Origin of the sequence: Bradyrhizobium lupini, assembly GCF_040939785.1 — a bacterium.
Taxonomy (GTDB): Bacteria; Pseudomonadota; Alphaproteobacteria; order Rhizobiales; family Xanthobacteraceae; genus Bradyrhizobium; species Bradyrhizobium canariense_D.
Genome location: NZ_CP162553.1, coordinates 5415358 through 5431765 on the forward strand (window position 1 = coordinate 5415358; position 16408 = coordinate 5431765).

13 protein-coding genes are annotated in these 16408 nt (G+C 63.6%); 9 read left to right on the top strand and 4 right to left on the bottom strand.

Annotation, left to right across the window (positions count from 1 at the left end; all coding sequences use genetic code 11):
- The first annotated feature begins 1 nt into the window (after position 1).
- From AB3L03_RS25695 to AB3L03_RS25715, 5 genes are all read left to right on the top strand, one after another.
- Positions 2-877, top strand: a complete 876-nt coding sequence (locus tag AB3L03_RS25695) for an ABC transporter permease (RefSeq protein ID WP_026232671.1) — start codon at positions 2-4, stop codon at positions 875-877.
- A 58-nt stretch (positions 878-935) separates the two neighbouring features.
- The gene (locus tag AB3L03_RS25700) at positions 936-2264 is read left to right on the top strand and encodes an FAD-binding oxidoreductase (protein ID WP_085361474.1); all 1329 of its coding nucleotides are present in this window, start codon (positions 936-938) and stop codon (positions 2262-2264) included.
- Positions 2265-2277: 13 nt separating this feature from the next.
- The gene (locus AB3L03_RS25705) at positions 2278-3204 is read left to right on the top strand and encodes a glyoxylate/hydroxypyruvate reductase A (protein ID WP_018454105.1); all 927 of its coding nucleotides are present in this window, start codon (positions 2278-2280) and stop codon (positions 3202-3204) included.
- Between the two features lie 9 nt (positions 3205-3213).
- The gene (locus AB3L03_RS25710) at positions 3214-5082 is read left to right on the top strand and encodes an ABC transporter ATP-binding protein (RefSeq protein ID WP_018454106.1); all 1869 of its coding nucleotides are present in this window, start codon (positions 3214-3216) and stop codon (positions 5080-5082) included.
- 270 nt (positions 5083-5352) lie between these two features.
- Positions 5353-6279, top strand: a complete 927-nt coding sequence (locus AB3L03_RS25715; protein ID WP_368507206.1) for a helix-turn-helix domain-containing protein — start codon at positions 5353-5355, stop codon at positions 6277-6279.
- Between the two features lie 3 nt (positions 6280-6282).
- On the opposite strand, the gene AB3L03_RS25720 is transcribed toward AB3L03_RS25715, so the two are convergent.
- Positions 6283-7209, bottom strand: a complete 927-nt coding sequence (locus tag AB3L03_RS25720) for a catalase family peroxidase (RefSeq protein ID WP_368507207.1) — start codon at positions 7207-7209, stop codon at positions 6283-6285.
- 562 nt (positions 7210-7771) lie between these two features.
- Between AB3L03_RS25720 and AB3L03_RS25725 the strand changes: the two genes are divergently transcribed.
- Positions 7772-8287: a hypothetical protein gene (locus tag AB3L03_RS25725; RefSeq protein WP_085351874.1), complete on the top strand. Its 516-nt coding sequence runs from the start codon at positions 7772-7774 to the stop codon at positions 8285-8287.
- Between the two features lie 316 nt (positions 8288-8603).
- The gene (locus AB3L03_RS25730) at positions 8604-11933 is read left to right on the top strand and encodes an adenylate/guanylate cyclase domain-containing protein (protein WP_162496390.1); all 3330 of its coding nucleotides are present in this window, start codon (positions 8604-8606) and stop codon (positions 11931-11933) included.
- A 127-nt stretch (positions 11934-12060) separates the two neighbouring features.
- On the opposite strand, the gene AB3L03_RS25735 is transcribed toward AB3L03_RS25730, so the two are convergent.
- The gene (locus AB3L03_RS25735; protein ID WP_018454111.1) at positions 12061-13284 is read right to left on the bottom strand and encodes a polyhydroxyalkanoate depolymerase; all 1224 of its coding nucleotides are present in this window, start codon (positions 13282-13284) and stop codon (positions 12061-12063) included.
- 170 nt (positions 13285-13454) lie between these two features.
- Between AB3L03_RS25735 and AB3L03_RS25740 the strand changes: the two genes are divergently transcribed.
- Positions 13455-14111: a glutathione S-transferase family protein gene (locus AB3L03_RS25740; RefSeq protein WP_018454112.1), complete on the top strand. Its 657-nt coding sequence runs from the start codon at positions 13455-13457 to the stop codon at positions 14109-14111.
- Between the two features lie 276 nt (positions 14112-14387).
- Here AB3L03_RS25740 and AB3L03_RS25745 read toward each other — a convergent pair whose 3' ends face one another.
- Entirely contained in the window at positions 14388-14612 is a 225-nt protein-coding gene (locus AB3L03_RS25745) for a hypothetical protein (protein WP_018454113.1), read from the bottom strand.
- Between the two features lie 183 nt (positions 14613-14795).
- Between AB3L03_RS25745 and AB3L03_RS25750 the strand changes: the two genes are divergently transcribed.
- A complete protein-coding gene (locus AB3L03_RS25750; protein ID WP_368507208.1) occupies positions 14796-15152 on the top strand; it encodes a hypothetical protein in 357 nt (118 codons plus the stop codon).
- 9 nt (positions 15153-15161) lie between these two features.
- Here the strand turns inward: AB3L03_RS25750 and AB3L03_RS25755 are convergent, their stop codons facing one another.
- Positions 15162-16265, bottom strand: coding sequence for a mandelate racemase/muconate lactonizing enzyme family protein (locus tag AB3L03_RS25755; protein ID WP_085351871.1), 1104 nt, complete (start codon positions 16263-16265; stop codon positions 15162-15164).
- Positions 16266-16408: the final 143 nt, after the last annotated feature.

Sequence of the window (16408 nt, forward strand, 5' to 3'; positions counted from 1 at the left end):
GATGACGACCGTAGACTTGTCCAGCGCTCAACCCGCACCCGGCCAGGCCGCGTGGCGGCGATTTCGTCGGCACCGGCTTGCGCTTGCAGGCGCGGTGATCATTCTCGCCCTTGTTCTCGGTTCGGCATTCGGCCCGTACCTCCTGCCGTTCGACGACACCTACATCGATATCATGAAGCGGTTCGCACCGCCGCTGTCGGGCGCGCACATCCTCGGCACCGACGAACTCGGCCGCGACGTGCTGGCGCGGCTGATGATGGGCGCGCGCGTCTCGCTGTCGATCGGCTTCGTCGCGATGGTGATGGCGATGGCGGTGGGCATCGTCGTCGGGGCCTTCGCCGGCTTCTATGGCGGCGTGGTCGGCGCGGTGCTGATGCGGCTCGTCGATGCCATGCTCTGCTTTCCGACCATCTTCCTGCTGCTTGCGCTCGCGGCGCTCATCGAGCCCGGCTTCGTCACCACCACCGTGCTGATCGCGGCAACTGCCTGGATGTGGGTGGCCCGCGTCGTCGAGGCCCAGGTGCGCTCGCTGCGGGAACGCGAGTTTGCGGTAGCTGCACTCGCGTTCGGCTCGTCGAACCTGCGGATCATGTTCCGCGAACTGGTGCCCAATGCGATCGCGCCCATCGTGGTGGCGGCGACGTTGAACGTCGCCAAGGCGATCCTGTTGGAATCCTATCTCAGCTATCTCGGTTACGGCATCCAGCCGCCGGCCGCGAGCCTCGGCAACATGCTCAACAATGCGCAGATCTATCTCACCAGCGCGCCCTGGCTCGCGATTGCGCCCGGCCTCGCCATCACGCTGGCGGTGACGAGCTTCAACTTTCTCGGCGACGGCCTGCGCGATGCGCTCGATCCGCGAATGAACATCCCATGATCTGCAAACTAGCGATGAGCAAGCTTGCTCCGATCGAACTGAATATCTGGAGTGTCCCATGTCCCCGCCGCTCACCCGTATAAACAGCGACGAGCACCTGCCGGCGCAGGTGGATGTCGTCGTCATCGGAGGCGGCGTCATCGGCGTCTCCGCGGCCTATCACCTCGCGAAGAAGGGCCTCTCCGTTGCCCTGGTCGAGAAGGGCCATGTCGGCGGCGAGCAGTCGAGCCGCAATTGGGGCTGGTGCCGCCAGCAGGGCCGCGCGCGCGAGGAGATCCCGCTGGCTCGCGAGGCGCTGCGCCTGTGGGAAGACATGCAGAACGACGCCGGCGTCGATGCCGGCTTCCGCCGTACCGGTGTGCTGTTCCTGACCAAGAGCAAGGACGAACTCGCCAGCTGGGAGCGATGGGCCGCAACGGCGCGCGAGATGCAGGTCCACTCCACGGTCCTGACGCCGGCGGAGGTCGCCGAGCGCCTGCCCGGCAATTCCGAGACATGGGTCGGCGGATTGCACACGCCGAGCGACGGGCGCGCCGAGCCCTCGATGGCCGTGCCGGCCCTTGCGACCGCCGCGCGAAAACACGGCGTCACCATTCATCAGGGCTGCGCCGCGCGTGGGTTGGAGACGCAGGGCGGACGGGTGAGCGCCGTCGTCACCGAGAAGGGCACCATTCGCACGCAATCGGTGCTGCTGTCCGGCGGCGCCTGGTCGTCGCTGTTCTGCCGCCGCCACGGCATCGAGCTGCCGATCGGCCTTGTCAACGCCACCGCGTGCCGGACCACGCCGGGGCCGGAGATCACCTCCGGCGCGCTCGGCACCGATTTCTATTGCATCCGCCGCCGGCTCGACGGCGGCTTTACCCTGGCGCTGCGCAATCGCGGCACGGTCGAACTGTCGCCCGATCTGTTCCGCTACGCGCGGACCTTCTGGCCGACCTATCTGCATCGCAAGAACGGGTTGAAACTGTCGTTCGGCAAGTCCTTCTTCGACCAGCTCATGCGCGGCACGAGCTGGAGCTTGGACAAGCCGTCGCCATTCGAGACCGAGCGCGTGCGCGATCCCGCGCCTGACATGTCGCTGGTCAATGCCGCGCTGGCTTCGCTGATCAAGTCGAACCCGGAGCTGAAAAAGATCGAGATCGCGGAAGCCTGGGGCGGCACGATCGACTGCACGCCGGATACCATTCCGGTCATCTCGCCGGTCGATGCCATGCCCGGCTTCTTCCTTGCCACCGGCTTCTCCGGCCACGGCTTTGGCATCGGTCCTGCGGCCGGCAAGCTCGCGGCGGACATCGTGACGGGCGCGACGCCGCTGGTCGATCCCGCGGCCTACAGCCACAAGCGCCTGATCGACGGCCGCCGGCTCGCGCCGGTCAGCCCGTTCTGAGAGTTTTGGCGGCATGACGGTTCTCTACAAGGCCAACATGGTTCGGGGCGCTGAATGGGCGGGCTTCTTCGCCGAGCGCGCGCCCGATGTGCCATTCCGGCTCTGGCCCGACATCGGCGATCCCGCCGACATCCGCTATCTCGTGGCGTGGGTGCCGCCGGACGACATCGCGACGACTTTCCCTAATCTCGAACTCGTTTTCTCGGTCGGTGCGGGTGTGGACCAGTTCGACCCGTCAATAGTTCCGCCGCACATTCCGCTGGTGCGCATGCTTGAGCCCGGTATCGCCGAGACGATGGTCGAATACGTCACCATGGCTGTGCTCGCGCTGCATCGCGATCTCCTGCACTTCATTGCTCAGCAGAAGGCGCAGGTCTGGCGCGAGATCCGGATCACGCCGGCCAAACGTCGTCGCGTCGGCGTGATCGGTCTCGGCCAACTCGGCCAGGCCGTGCTCGAACGCCTCACGGCGTTCGGCTTTCCGCTTCTCGGCTGGAATCGCTCGCCGCGCGAGATCGAGGGCGTCACGAGTTACGCGGGCATGGAGACGTTGCCGGATTTCCTTGCTCAGACCGACATTCTCGTCTGCCTGCTGCCTTTGACCGACGAGACCCGCGGCATCCTGAATGCGGACTTGTTCGCGCGCCTGCCGCGCGGCGCGTCGCTCGTCAATGTCGGGCGTGGCCCGCATCTGGTCGAAGCCGACCTTCTCGCGGCGCTCGACAGCGGCGCGTTGTCGGGTGCTGTCCTCGATGTCGCCGAGCCGGAGCCGCTGCCTGCGGGTCACCCTTTCTGGAGCCACCCGCGCATCCTGGTCACGCCGCACAATGCCAGCATGACGACGCCGGATACGGCGGTCGATTTCGTGCTGGATGTGATTGCGCGCCACCGCCGCGGTGAAGAATTGCCGGGGCGTGTCGATCGTAGTCGTGGCTATTAGGACACTGGCATGAGCATGGGCGCAAGCGGAGCTGATCAAATCGCTGCCAACGCGCAGTCGCCGGTGCTGTCGGTTTCCGGCCTGACGACGTCCTTCCTGCGTGAGCGGCAATGGATTCCCGTCGTCTGCGACGTGTCGTTCGATATTGCCTCGCGGGAAACCGTGGCGATCGTCGGCGAGTCCGGTTCGGGCAAGAGCGTCACTGCGCTCTCGATCATGCGGCTCATTCCGAAGGAGAACGGCCGGGTCGAAGGCAGCGTCCGGCTTGCCGGTCGCGACCTGCTGACGCTGCCCGAAGCGAGCATGAAGGATGTTCGTGGCAACGAAATCGCCATGATCTTCCAGGAGCCGATGACGAGCCTCAATCCGGTGCTGACCATCGGCTTCCAGATTGCGGAAGCACTGATCCAGCACCGCGGCCTGTCGCGCGCGGCGGCGGAGGTCGAGACCATATGCCTGCTCGACCGCGTGCGGATACCTGCGGCGAAATCGCGCTTCCACGAGCATCCGCATCGCTTCTCCGGCGGCATGCGCCAGCGCGTAATGATCGCGATGGCGCTGGCCTGCAAGCCGAGGCTGCTGATCGCAGACGAGCCGACCACCGCGCTCGACGTCACGATCCAGGCCCAGATCCTAGAGCTTCTGAAGGAGCTTCAGCAGGAAGAGGAGATGTCGATCCTCTTCATCACCCACGACATGGGGGTGGTGGCCGAGATCGCGGACCGCACCGTGGTGATGTATGGCGGCCAGGCAGTGGAAACCGATGCGACCGCGCGCATCTTTGCTTCACCCTCGCATCCTTATACCCGCTCGCTGCTCGCGGCCGTGCCACGCCTCGGCTCGATGGACGGGCGGACGCGGCCGATGCGTTTTCCGACCGTCGACAAGGTGACGGGGACCTCTGACGAGCCGGCGGAGACGCCCGATACGGTCTCGATTGCCGAGCGACCGCTGCTCGAGGTCTCCAACCTCACGACGCGCTTTCCAATCCGCTCGGGCCTGTTCGGCAAGGTCTCGGGCCGCGTCCATGCGGTCGAGAACATCTCCTTCACCTTGCGCGCCGGGGAGACGCTGGCGCTGGTCGGCGAATCCGGCTGCGGCAAGTCGACGACGGGCCGCTCCATTCTCAAGTTGACGGAGCCGGACAGCGGCACCGTTCTGGTGGACGGGCAGGATGTGCTGGCGATGAATGCCCGCACCTTGCGTGACTTTCGCAAGCAGATGCAGATCGTGTTCCAGGATCCGTTCGCGAGCCTCAACCCGCGCATGTCGGTGGGAACGGCGATTGCGGCCCCATTGCTCGCCAACGGGCTCGTCACGGCGTCGCAGGCACGGGAGAAGGTCGCCGACCTGCTTGTCCGCGTTGGTCTCACCGCCGACATGGCCGCGCGCTTTCCGCACGAATTCTCCGGTGGCCAGCGCCAGCGCATCTGCATTGCCCGCGCGCTCGCGCTCGGACCGAAGCTGATCGTCGCGGACGAAGCGGTCTCGGCGCTCGACGTTTCGGTCAAGGCGCAGGTCGTCAATCTGATGCTGGACCTTCAGGCCAGCATGGGACTTGCCTATCTCTTCATTTCCCACGATATCGCGGTGGTCGAGCGCATGAGCCATCGCGTCGCGGTGATGTATCTCGGCGAGATCGTCGAAACCGGTCCACGCGCGGCCCTGTTCGGAAATCCGCAGCATCCCTATACGAAGAAGCTGATGGGGGCCGTGCCGGTGCCCGATCCAGCGCGCCGCGGCACCAGGCGCGAGGCCACGAATGACGAGATCAGAAGCCCGGTGCGCGCGCCCGATTACCAGCCGCCCGTGCGTCAATATCGTGAGGTGTCGCCGGGCCATGTCGTCCAGCTCTGGGGCGAGGAATGGTCCAACTGACGTGCGCAGGCCACAAATCATTTCCAAAATGCACGATGAAGTCGCCCCGCGATCTGCCGGGCAGGTCAACGGTGGTGTCCTTCGCGACGCCAGGCCGGTGACATCACGCTGAAATCACAATGAAATCATCGCGGCACGGCCCGGTGCGACGGCCGGCCGCGCCAGCTTCGTGTTATGCGCTGCAGCTGGACCGTCGGCCGGCGATCTCCGATAATGTGCGGATCTCGGGAAGGCCGGCGAAGACGTGCCTTTACGGATGGATTTACTAGAATGACACACGCAGGCGTCTACGGGCAGAGGCTCGGGCAGGGCCTTCGCTCCAAGCAAGCACCGGTCCTGATCACGCGTTCGCTGCACAGCGCCGAGCTCGCGGTCACCGAAGTCCGCAACGACGATCCGACACCGGATATTTCCGGCTCGCTGGCTGCGGAAGATGCCTATCTCCTCAGCCTGAAACTCCGCGACTATCCGGATTGCGAATGCTGGGAGGAGGGCCGCTGTGTCACCAAGGCGGATGTTCGCGCAGGTGCGACCTATCTGTACGACCTCAAGCGTGACCCGCGCTATGTGATCGACAAGCCGTTTCACTCGCTCTTCTTCTATTTGCCGCGCTCTGCGCTCAACAGCGTTGCCAGGCAACCGGGCGGGCCGCGCGTAGGCGAGCTCAGCTACGAGCCCGGTGTCGGTCATGACGACGAGGTCGTTCGACATGTCGGTGCCTCGTTGCGGCAAGGACTGTGTCGGCCCGACGAGACCAACCAGCTTTTCGTCGATCACATGATGCTCGCGCTCACCGCCCATGTCGCCCAGACCTATGGTGGGCTGAAGCCGGCCGCAGAACCGAGCCGCGGCGGTCTTGCGCCATGGCAGGTGAAGCGTGCATGTGACCGGCTCGATTCCGATCTCTCGGGCAAGATCGCGCTACAGCTGATCGCGACCGAGCTTGGGCTGTCAGTCAGCCACTTCTCACGCGCGTTCCGGATCTCCACCGGCCTGCCGCCGCATCAATGGCTGCTCCAGCAGCGCGTCAAGGCGGCCAAGCAACTGATGGCAGTCCGCGACCTGCCGTTGTCCGAGATTGCCATCTCGGCCGGATTTGCCAATCAGAGCCATTTCACGCGGGTGTTCTCGTCCATCGTCGGCGTCAGTCCGGGCGCGTGGCGCCGCGAAACGGATGGCGGACGGGACAAGACTTGAATTTTACCGGCGCTTTGCCAGCGAGATCGTGTAGGCCGTGCGGCGCGCCGCAAAGATCTCGTCCGGCGGATGGCCGATGCCGTCGGCAAGATTGACCGGATTGAAGATGGAGCCGTCGCAGGCCTCGTTGGCCTCGAGGCTGGTGATGACGATCGTCCCCAGCCGCACCTGCTCACGGTTGTCCTCGTCCGGCCATCGCAGGGTCACGTCCATGGTGGGATCGCCGGGACGGTCGAGCAAGGCCATCACGTTGAATCGGACGTCGCCGGCTACGATCCTCCGCGCGAGATCGTCATGCAGGAAATCGGCCGACTTCGCCCTCGCTTCGTCCTCGCTCAAGGTGACGTCGCCGCCGACCGGCGAGACCTTGAACTTGATGAAGCGGGTCTCATCCTTCGCGTTCGTCGCGGGAAAGGAGTGCACGCCCCAATAGGTCGTGCCGGCAAAGCTGCCGGGCAGCCGGCGTGCCGCGACGTAATTCGCCTGGTTCAGTGTTTCAGGATTGGCCGCCGAAAAGGCCCGGACCTTCTCGATGTCGGGCTTGCCGTCCGCACCCGGAATGCGCGCCTCGAGGAAGGCGAGCATCTGGTCGAGCGTCCGTGCAAAATGCACCGGAGCGGTTTCCGTCAGGATGTCCGAGCGATGGGCGTCGTCGCCCAGCCTGAAGCTGAAGCCGCGCAGCACGAGGTTGTTGGTGTCGGTCACCCCGGGATTGCCGCCGCCGACGGAGAAGCGCGCCAGCACGCGCGACGGTTTTGTGAAGCTCAGCGATCGCGTAATCTCTGCCGCGCGGTCGGACGGGGCATAGGTCCCGCGCACACAACGACCCTTGGCGAAGCTCGAGCGCACCTTCGGCGGATTGCCTGCGACCGCCTTCAATGCATCGACGACCGCGGCGGGTGTTGCAGCGGGGGTGGGAAGTTCGGACATGGCTTGGCCTCCGGCAAAAGCGGCATGTCCGTGTGTTAGGGCTGGCGGAGCGCCGGCGTCTTTCCTAAAGCCGCGCTGCCTTGTCCGATCCTGCTGATTGCTTGCTCGCGCTTCAGGAATTCACGTGCACGAAACACGGTATGAGGGGATAGATCTGATGTCGGCGAGACGCGGGACAACTTGTTTACTGATTCAGCTCCCGTGCTCCCGGGTCTCGCGACGATGCAGACTTGTCCTCCGGAAATTGTGATCGGATAGAGCGACGGGGAACCGCGTTATGTGAACCGTCTCATATTTCATCACTCTCTTTCGAGCTATCACTCCCGCAAGAAATTGCCGCACCCGGACCTAACTGACCGACACGGGTGAGATGCAATGCCTGCGTAGCCGCGTGCTCGCAGCTTTGGATTGGCTCTCGTCTTGCTCACGAGCAAGCCAGCCCCATCACTCAGCACAGATTTTTCAGAAATTGGAATCAAGGCAATCGCAAAACGCGTCCACGAGGCTGCCTCTATTCGGGGTCGGCCGGTAGGCCGCTACTTACCTAAGAAGGAGACCCCCAATGAAAATTAGTGATGCAGTTTCCAGCGCATTTTCCCTAACGAGGGGCTCCGGCAATCTTCGGATCGCTCGTTCCGGTCTGATCAGGTCGGCCCATCTTCTTGAAAGAATTGGGCTCGCAGCCGTTGGGGCCTCCTGTGGCCTCTATGTGGGTGCGACCCTGTTGCGTGAGAAAGGCGGACTGTTTGAAAGCGGCTGGATCGTGCTGATAACGATGCTCTACGGAGCTCTCAGCTATTATGTCGGAATTGATTTGTCTCGCAGTGTCGCGCGGAAGTCGATCTCAAGCAACTCGGAAGAGTGGAATGGTTCCGAGTCGGCTGAGATCATGAGTGCGGCTGGAACGTTCGGCGCCGCGATTGCCGCAACTCTGTCCGTCAGCATCCTTGTCCTTGATCAAAACCCAGCCAATGGCCTGATAACCTTTGTTGCCGGCTGTTGGGTGGTTGGTTCCTCGCTCCAAGTTGCGGCGGGCATGATGGCTCGCAACTACGAAGCGCGCATGGACAAGCAATGAAGGAATTGTGCTCACGCAAGAACGTCTGCTTGGCGTCATGACGAGTGCACAAGCCGCAGTGTTGGATTCGATTTCAGGTCCGGAGTGAGTAGTGACCACTCATCGCAACCTCTGTCGTCCAACGCTGCGGGAAGACGATTTTTGGTAGCGCAGTCGTTCGCATCGGGCGGCGACCCGGCTTGGAAGCCGTGTCGGTACTGAGTAACCTAAATTATCGCACAACAAACAGACGTGCCATCATGGCGGTGTTGGGATATCGTCGCCGCGCCGTGGTCCAAAATCCTGCTAACCGCCAACCACACGATCGGTGGAGCCAATGCAGATTGCGGAGTGGCTCGAGAAACTGGGGCTTGGGCAATACGCAGAGCGTTTTGCCCAGAATGGAATCGACGTGGGCGTCCTCCCCGAACTGATGGACGAGGACTTTGAAAAGCTCGGAGTCCTGCTAGGCCATCGCCGCAAAATGCTGCGTGCTATTGCCGACCTCGATCCAGCCGCGTTGATCGCATCGCCGACCCCTCCTCAGGATGCCGAGCGGCGCCACCTCACCGTTATGTTTTGCGATCTGGTCGGCTCGACCGCGCTCTCGGCGCGTCTCGATCCCGAGGATATGTGGGAAGTGATCCGGGCCTACCGCGCCGCCTGCGCGAGCGTCATTGCCGCTTATGACGGCAGGATAGCCAGGTTCGTTGGCGACGGAATACTCGTCTATTTCGGCTATCCTCGCGCGCATGAGGATGATGCGGAGCGCGCAGTACGAGCTGCCCTCGACACTATCTCCGCAATTGGGCAGCTCAAAACGGGCGCCGACGAACGGGTTGAACTGCGCATCGCAATTGCGACAGGGCTTGTGGTGGTCGGTGACCTCATCAGTGGAGATGCATCAGAGGAGCAGGCAACCGTCGGCGACACACTAAACCTCGCCGCTCGGCTCCAGAGCCTGGCGGAACCGGGCGCGGTCGTCGTTGCTTCGTCGACGCGCCGGCTGCTTGGTGATCTCTTCACGTTTCGCAATCTCGGCCGCCGTGAGGTCAAGGGGATAGCCGAACCAATCGCAGTCTGGGCGGTGGAGGGGGCGATCGCATCCGAGAGTCGCTTCGAGGCGGTCCGCGCGGTACGCTCGATCGGTTTTGTCGGCCGCAGGGACGAGATCGAGTTCACTCTCTCGCGCCAGCGGCTGGCATGGCAGGGGCAGGGCCAGATGGTATTGATTTCTGGCGAAGCGGGCATCGGCAAGTCGCGCATTGTCGCAACCCTGTCCGAAAGCCCCTCGTTGGGGGCGCACCGCCGGGTGCGATATCAGTGTTCGCCCTACCATACCAACAGTGTGCTCCATCCCTTTGTCGCGCAGCTCGAGCGCGCCGCCGGCATCCGGTCGCACGACACGCCTGGGCAAAAGCTCGACAAGCTCGAGGCAATGCTGTCGCTTGGAACACAGCAGGTCGCCCAAGCGACACCGCTCATTGCGGCTCTCCTTTCGATTCCCACCGGCGACCATTGTCCGCCGCTGGCTTTGAGCCCGGCGCAGCAGCGGCGACAGACATTTGCCGCCCTTCTGGATCAGCTTGAGGGGTTGGCGCGAGAGCAACCCCTGCTGATTATCTGCGAGGATATGCATTGGGCCGATGCCACGACACTTGAACTGTTCGATCTCGCGGTCGATCGTATCAGAGGACTGCCGATACTCGTGCTCATGACATCCCGGCCAGAGTTCGAGCCCTCCTGGTCGGGCCTTGCCAACGTCAGTCTGTTGCGGCTCGACCGACTCGATCGGCGGGACTCGCGCGCGCTGGTCGAACAGGTGGCCGTTGGTCGCCAGCTGCCACGCGAGATGATGAAGCAGATCATCGATAGGACGGATGGCATCCCACTATTCGTCGAGGAATTGACCAAGATGGTGCTGGAGTCCGGGCTACTCGTCGAAGATGCCGGGCGCTATCGTCTCGATAATCCGCTCCCGCCGCTCGCTATTCCCGCGACGCTGCAGGATTCGCTGATGGCGCGGCTTGACCGGCTGGCCCCCGTCAAGGAGTTAGCGCAGATAGGCGCCGCCATCGGTCGCGACTTTTCATACGCGCTGCTGAGATATGTGGCGGGACGCGATGATCTGACGCTGAGCGCTGCGCTAGCGCAACTCGAAGAGGCCGAACTGCTGGTGCGTCGCGGGGCTCCGCCCGAAGCAAACTATAGTTTCAAGCACGCCCTCGTTCAGGAAGCGGCCTACGAGAGCCTGCTCAAGAGCAAACGGCAGGTGCTTCACAAGCGCATCGGCGATGTCCTGCGCGAGAAGTTTCCAGTCGTCGCCGAGACTGAGCCGGAAGTTCTGGCACACCACTTCACTGAGGCGGGGCTGAGCGAGGTCGCCCTCGAATGGTGGCGCAAGGCGGGCCTGCAGGCGCTGAAACGCTCCGCTTATTCCGAGGCGATTGCACATCTCGGCAAGGCGATTGCCATCGCCGATGACCTGCCCGATGAGCACGACCGGATGATGGGTAGGCTACATCTTCAAATCGCATATGGCCGTGCATTACGGGGCAGCCTCGGGCACAGCGCTCCCGAAACGGTCGCCGCATGGACGCGCGCCCGACAGTTCGCAGCCGACATCAATGATCCGGTTGAACTTGCGCCGGTCCATTCGGGTCTCTTCAATGCCTGCCTGACACACGGCGAACTCGCGCCGATGCAGGCGCTGGTGGATGCCATCGTGAACGCCGCTGACCGGCGACCGGCCTCACCGGTGGCCGCCGTCGTTGCACATTGGACGGGCGGGGTTACCTGCTGGTTCGGGGGCGACTACTTGAACGCGAGAGTACATCTTGAGAAGGCACTAGAGATCTATGGTGACGAGCCGGATCCCGCGACGTTCAGGGGCTCGGCGCTGGATCTCCCATTCGTGATCATGAGGTTCCTTGCCCTGGTGCTTTGGCCGCTTGGCAGGATCGCCCGCGCACGCCGCCTCGCCGCGGAAGCGATAAGTGCTTCCGGAGAAAAACGGGCGCTTTCTCAGGCCAATGCGCTTGTTCATCGAGCTGTGTTCGACGGACTATGCGGGGGCATGTTGCAGCAAACAGAGACGATCCTGGCGCTTGGTCTCGCTCGCGACCACACGATGCCGCTGTATGTGGCCGCCGGCACCTACCTGAATGGCCTGGCCAAGTGGCGCGCCGGCGACGGAATGGCCGGGCTAACGGAAATGCGTCGCGGCTGGACCTTGCTGCACGAGAATGACTGCTACCTCTGTGAGCCGTTTTGGGGGATGCATGTCGCCATGGCGGATGCAGAGTCGGGCCAACTCGAAAACGGGCTGGAAATCTTGAGCGGATTGATCGCATGGGCGGGGCAATCCGGTCAGCATTGGCTTGATGCCGAGCTGCATCGCGTCTACGGGGAGCTTTTGTTGCGTCATGATCCTTCGGACCTAGCCAGGGCCGAAACTGCGCTAAGCCGAGCGCTTGAAATCGCACGGCACCAACGGGTGAAGACTTTCGAGCTGCGCAGCGCCATTGGACTTGCACGCCTGCATAAGACAAATGGCGGAGCGGGCGCGGTATCCGAGGTGCTCGCTCCCGTGCTCGCTGAATTCGATGCGGAGCGCAATCTTCCCGAAGTCGTTGAAGCCAGAGAGCTGCTCAAGCAAGTGCATTAGGCACGTGCGGTTTGTTTAGCTAGCCGTTTGGTCAGGAGAGACGTCTCGATCCTGACCCATCTCCGGTCGCCTCACTGCAATTGCGCGTTGAGGTTCGCACGTGACGTACGGGCCAGGGGCTGACGGGTTACGAATTCACGTGCACGAAATCCCGCAAGAGCGGGTAGATCTCGTTGTTCCAGCGTTTGCCCGAGAACACGCCGTAATGGCCGACGCCGGCCTGCATGTGGTGGACGCGGCGGTAGGCGCGTACGCCGGTGCAGAGGTCTTGCGCGGCCAGCGTCTGGCCGATCGAGCAGATGTCGTCCTTCTCGCCCTCGACCGTCATCAGCCCCATGCGGCTGACGGCCTTGGTGTTCACCGGACGTCCCCGATGCATCAGCTTGCCCTGGGGCAGAAGATGCTCCTGGAACACGTCTCGCACGGTCTCGATGTAGAATTCCGCGGGCAGGTCCATCACGGCGAAATATTCGTCGTAGAAGGTCTTGATGCTGGCCGCCTTCTCCTTCTCGCCCTTGGCGATGTGATCGGCGAGATCGATGTGCTGCTTGATATGGCGCTCGAGATTCATCGAGACGAAGGCGGTGAGCTGCACGAAGCCGGGATAGACTTTCCGCAGGGCACCGCGGCACTGCATCGGCACGTAGTTGATCAGGTTCTGCTCGAACCAGTCGATTGGCCTGCTCTTGGCGAATTCGTTGACCCTCGTCGGCTGGATGCGCGTGTCGATCGGGCCGGCCATCAGCGTCAGCGTCGCCGGCCGCGAAGGATGGTTGCCCTCGCACATGATCGCGGCGGCCGCGAGCGCGGAGACCGAGGGCTGGCAGATCGCGACCATATGCGGGCGGGGGCCTAATTGGCCGAGGAAGTCGATGAGATGCTCGGTGTAGTCGTCGAGCCCGAAACGGCCCTCGCTGCGGGGAATGTCGCGTGGATTGTGCCAGTCGGTGATGTAGACGTCGTGATCCTGCAGCAGCGTCTTCACGGTGCCGCGCAGCAGCGTCGAAAAATGGCCGGACATCGGCGCCACCAGGAGCATGCGCGGCTGCTCGCCCACGCCTTCCTTCTTGAAACGCAGCAGCGAGCCGAACGGGGTCGCGTACGCGATCTCCTCGGTTACGGCGACCTCGCGATTGCCGACCATGACGCTGTCGATGCCGTAGGCGGGGCGGTGATAGGTGAGGGTGGAGCGGGAGATCAACTCCAGCGCGGCCGACAGCCGGCCGACGACCTGATCCGATAAGCCCTGCGGCACCAGATTGAGGAATTTGAGTGCGGACGAAGCCCCCGACCGCCACGGCGCCGTCAGGTCCATATGGTTCTGAAAGGCCTGATAATACATCGACATCATACTGAAACGCCCACCTGTCCCCGTGCTGCTATGCAATATCGGAGCCAAACCGGAGATGGGCCGTCCTCAAGATTGGCACGTCGCTTGCTGCTCTTTTGGCGGGAAGCACAGGCGGTGCGCACTCCCGCAGTCCAGGCGGGGTGCAAGTCTTAGGCGTGAGGGAAGGCCATATGGCGAAGGCGACACTGACCATCAGCAGCAAGAACTATTCGTCCTGGTCGCTGCGTGGCTGGCTGCTGACGAAATTTTCCGGGCTCGATTTCGAGGAGATCGTCACCGCGCCGGACGACGCGTCGGCGCGTGCCGAAATCCTGCTGTTGTCGTCGTCGATCCTGGTGCCGTGCCTGCGGCACGACGGCGCGATCGTCTGGGATACGCTGGCGATCGCCGAATATCTCAACGAGGCGATGCCGGATGCCGGGCTGCTGCCCGCCGATCGCGTTCAGCGCGCGCATTGCCGCTCGATCTGCGGCGAAATCCATTCCGGCTTCACCACCTTGCGCGCCTCGCTGCCGGTCAATCTGAAGGGGCACTTCCCCGGCTTCAAGATCTGGTCGCGCGCGCAGGCCGACATCGATCGCGTCTGGGCGATCTGGCGCGACTGCCTGGACAAATCGGGCGGGCCCTTCCTGTTCGGCGAGACCCGCACCATGGCTGACGCGATGTACGCCCCGGTGGTGACGCGCTTCGTGACCTATAACGTCAAGCTCGAGCCACAGCTGCAGGCCTATGCCGATACCATCATGGCCATGCCGGAGATGAAGGAATGGATCGCGGCGGCACGGGATGAGCCGGCCGAGATCGAGGAGCTCGAGGTTGAATATTAGGCAGGCCGGGTGCCATCTGCCTGTTTTGGGAGCGAGCATCCAACCGCCGCACCCCGCGCCATGTCACTAAAGCCGCTAACTTTTGACGCCCGTGGTGGGCCGGGCCGCTCACGCGCTGTGCAGATATTGTATGCGCGCGCTGGCCGGTTGCGACATCTAGCCGTGAACAGGCGCGTACGGGGCGCTACGGCTGATTCGGACGTGATTCGTTCGGGCCGCGTTCCGAAGGTTAAGCCGGGACGCGGCCCCGTTGCATTTTGAGACAGAAATCAGTGCTCAGGCCACGCCCGAATGCTTCATGCGCGGGACGCGCCAGCCGATGACGGTTGCTTCAACTGCGACGCCGGCCGCGTGGTTCTGCCAGCGTCCCTCGATATAGCGGCAGGCGAACGGCAGCTGATACGTTCCGCTGTGGTCCTCGCACAGCACTTCGACTGCAAGGCCGGGCGGCGGTTCTCCGGCGCCGTCGAATTCCGCCAGTCGTCTGTCGCGCGTTGCCATCAAAAAACTCCCCTTAAACAAAGCCGCGGAAAGAGTGCCCATTTCCTCCGCGTGCAGATCATCGCTCCCCGTGCGAGGGAACAGCCGCAAGCTCAACGCGAGAATGCGGTGCGAGTGTGGTAGCCTCGACAGGCTGCGTGCAAAAAGCGCACATTGCCGTGATTGATTTGACGAGGAACCTGTATGCTGCTTCGAAGCGCCGGCGTTTGTTTCGCGATGTTGCTGCTCGCTACGCTGGCGATTGTGCCGGTCCGCGCGCAGGACGTGCCCGGTATCGAGATCTGCACCGTCGAGAAGACCATGGAGCGCCGCACCAGCTGCCTCCAGAGCAACGTCGACTTCCTCCAGAAGACGGTCACCAAGCTCAACCTCGATCACCAGCAGAAGCTGGACGCCGCGGCTCGCCAGATCGATGCGTTGAAGACGACCGTGGCCGGCTTGCAGAAGATGCTCGGCGATCTCCAGGCCACGCAGGCGAAGACCGCGGAGGATGTGAAGAAGAAACAGGATGCGCCGCCGCCGAAGGATGCGGCGAAATAGGCGCCGCGCTCAGGCGACGCGATATCGCTCCATGACGCTGCGGTCGGGCTCATAGCCGAGCCCAGGTCCGGTCGGCACCGCGACATGGCCGGTGGCATCGACATCGGCGCGGCCGCCCCAGAGGCAGGCCTCGCGCTTCAGGTAAAACATCTCGACCAACCCGTCGTCGCGCCCCGCCAGGAGATGCAAGGTCGCCAGCAGGCCGGGGCCGAAATACGGGGAGTGCGGAACGATCTTGACGCCTTGCCGATCCGCGAGCGCCGCAACCTTCAGAAATTCCGTGATGCCGCCGACCTTGATCACCGACGGCTGGGCGTGGCTGACCGCGCCCGCCTCCATCATCTGGCGGAATTGATATTCCGTGCAGGCGTTCTCGCCGGCGGCGACGCCGAGCCCGCCCTTGCTGCGGACCTCGGCGAGCGCCGTAAAATCCTCCGGCGGCCAGACCGGCTCCTCCAGGAACATCGGCTGCGCGTCATGGCATGTCCTGGCGAATGCGATCGCCTGCTCGCCCGAGAGCGGACAGTTCATGTCCACCATCAGCGGAATGCCGGGCCCGATCGCCGCGCGCGCGGCAAACACCGCCGGCGCCGTGGTCTCGTGCAGCTTGATGGCGCCATAGCCGAGCGCCAGCGCCTTCTTGCATTCGGCGGCGATGTTGTCGGGCGAACCGATCCGCAACAGGCTCGCATAGGCCGGAATGGCCGGGCGCCTGGTGCCGCCGAGCAGGCGGTGCAGCGGCACGCCCTCGATCTTGGCGGCGAGGTCCCACAGCGCGATGTCGAGCCCGGAGATCGCGAACATGGTGATGCCGTAACGCCCGAAGAGATGCAGATTGCGCTGGATCTGCTCCATCACCGCGGGGATGCCGGCGGCATCGGGAACCTCCAGCCCACGGGCTTGTGGTGCGATCATTTCCTCGACGGCACTGCGCGTGGTGCGGGGACAGACATAAGCGAAGGCATCGCCCCAGCCGGTCAGCCCGGCGTCGGTGGTGACCTCGAGGATCACCATGTCGAGGGCAGTGATGGCGGAGGCGCCCTGACGGAAGTTCGCGACACCAGCGTCATAGGGGATGCGGATATGGTGCGCCCGCACATCGGTGATTTTCATGACGCGGTTCCTCCTGCTTTCTTGTGAGCGGTTTCAAGGACGTCCCGAGTGTAGCCATGAATGCCCGGACGTTGCCAGTGGCTGTTCCGGCGTTATCCTCCTGCGGGACCGCAACGCCGATCAAGCGAAACCCGCGGACTTCC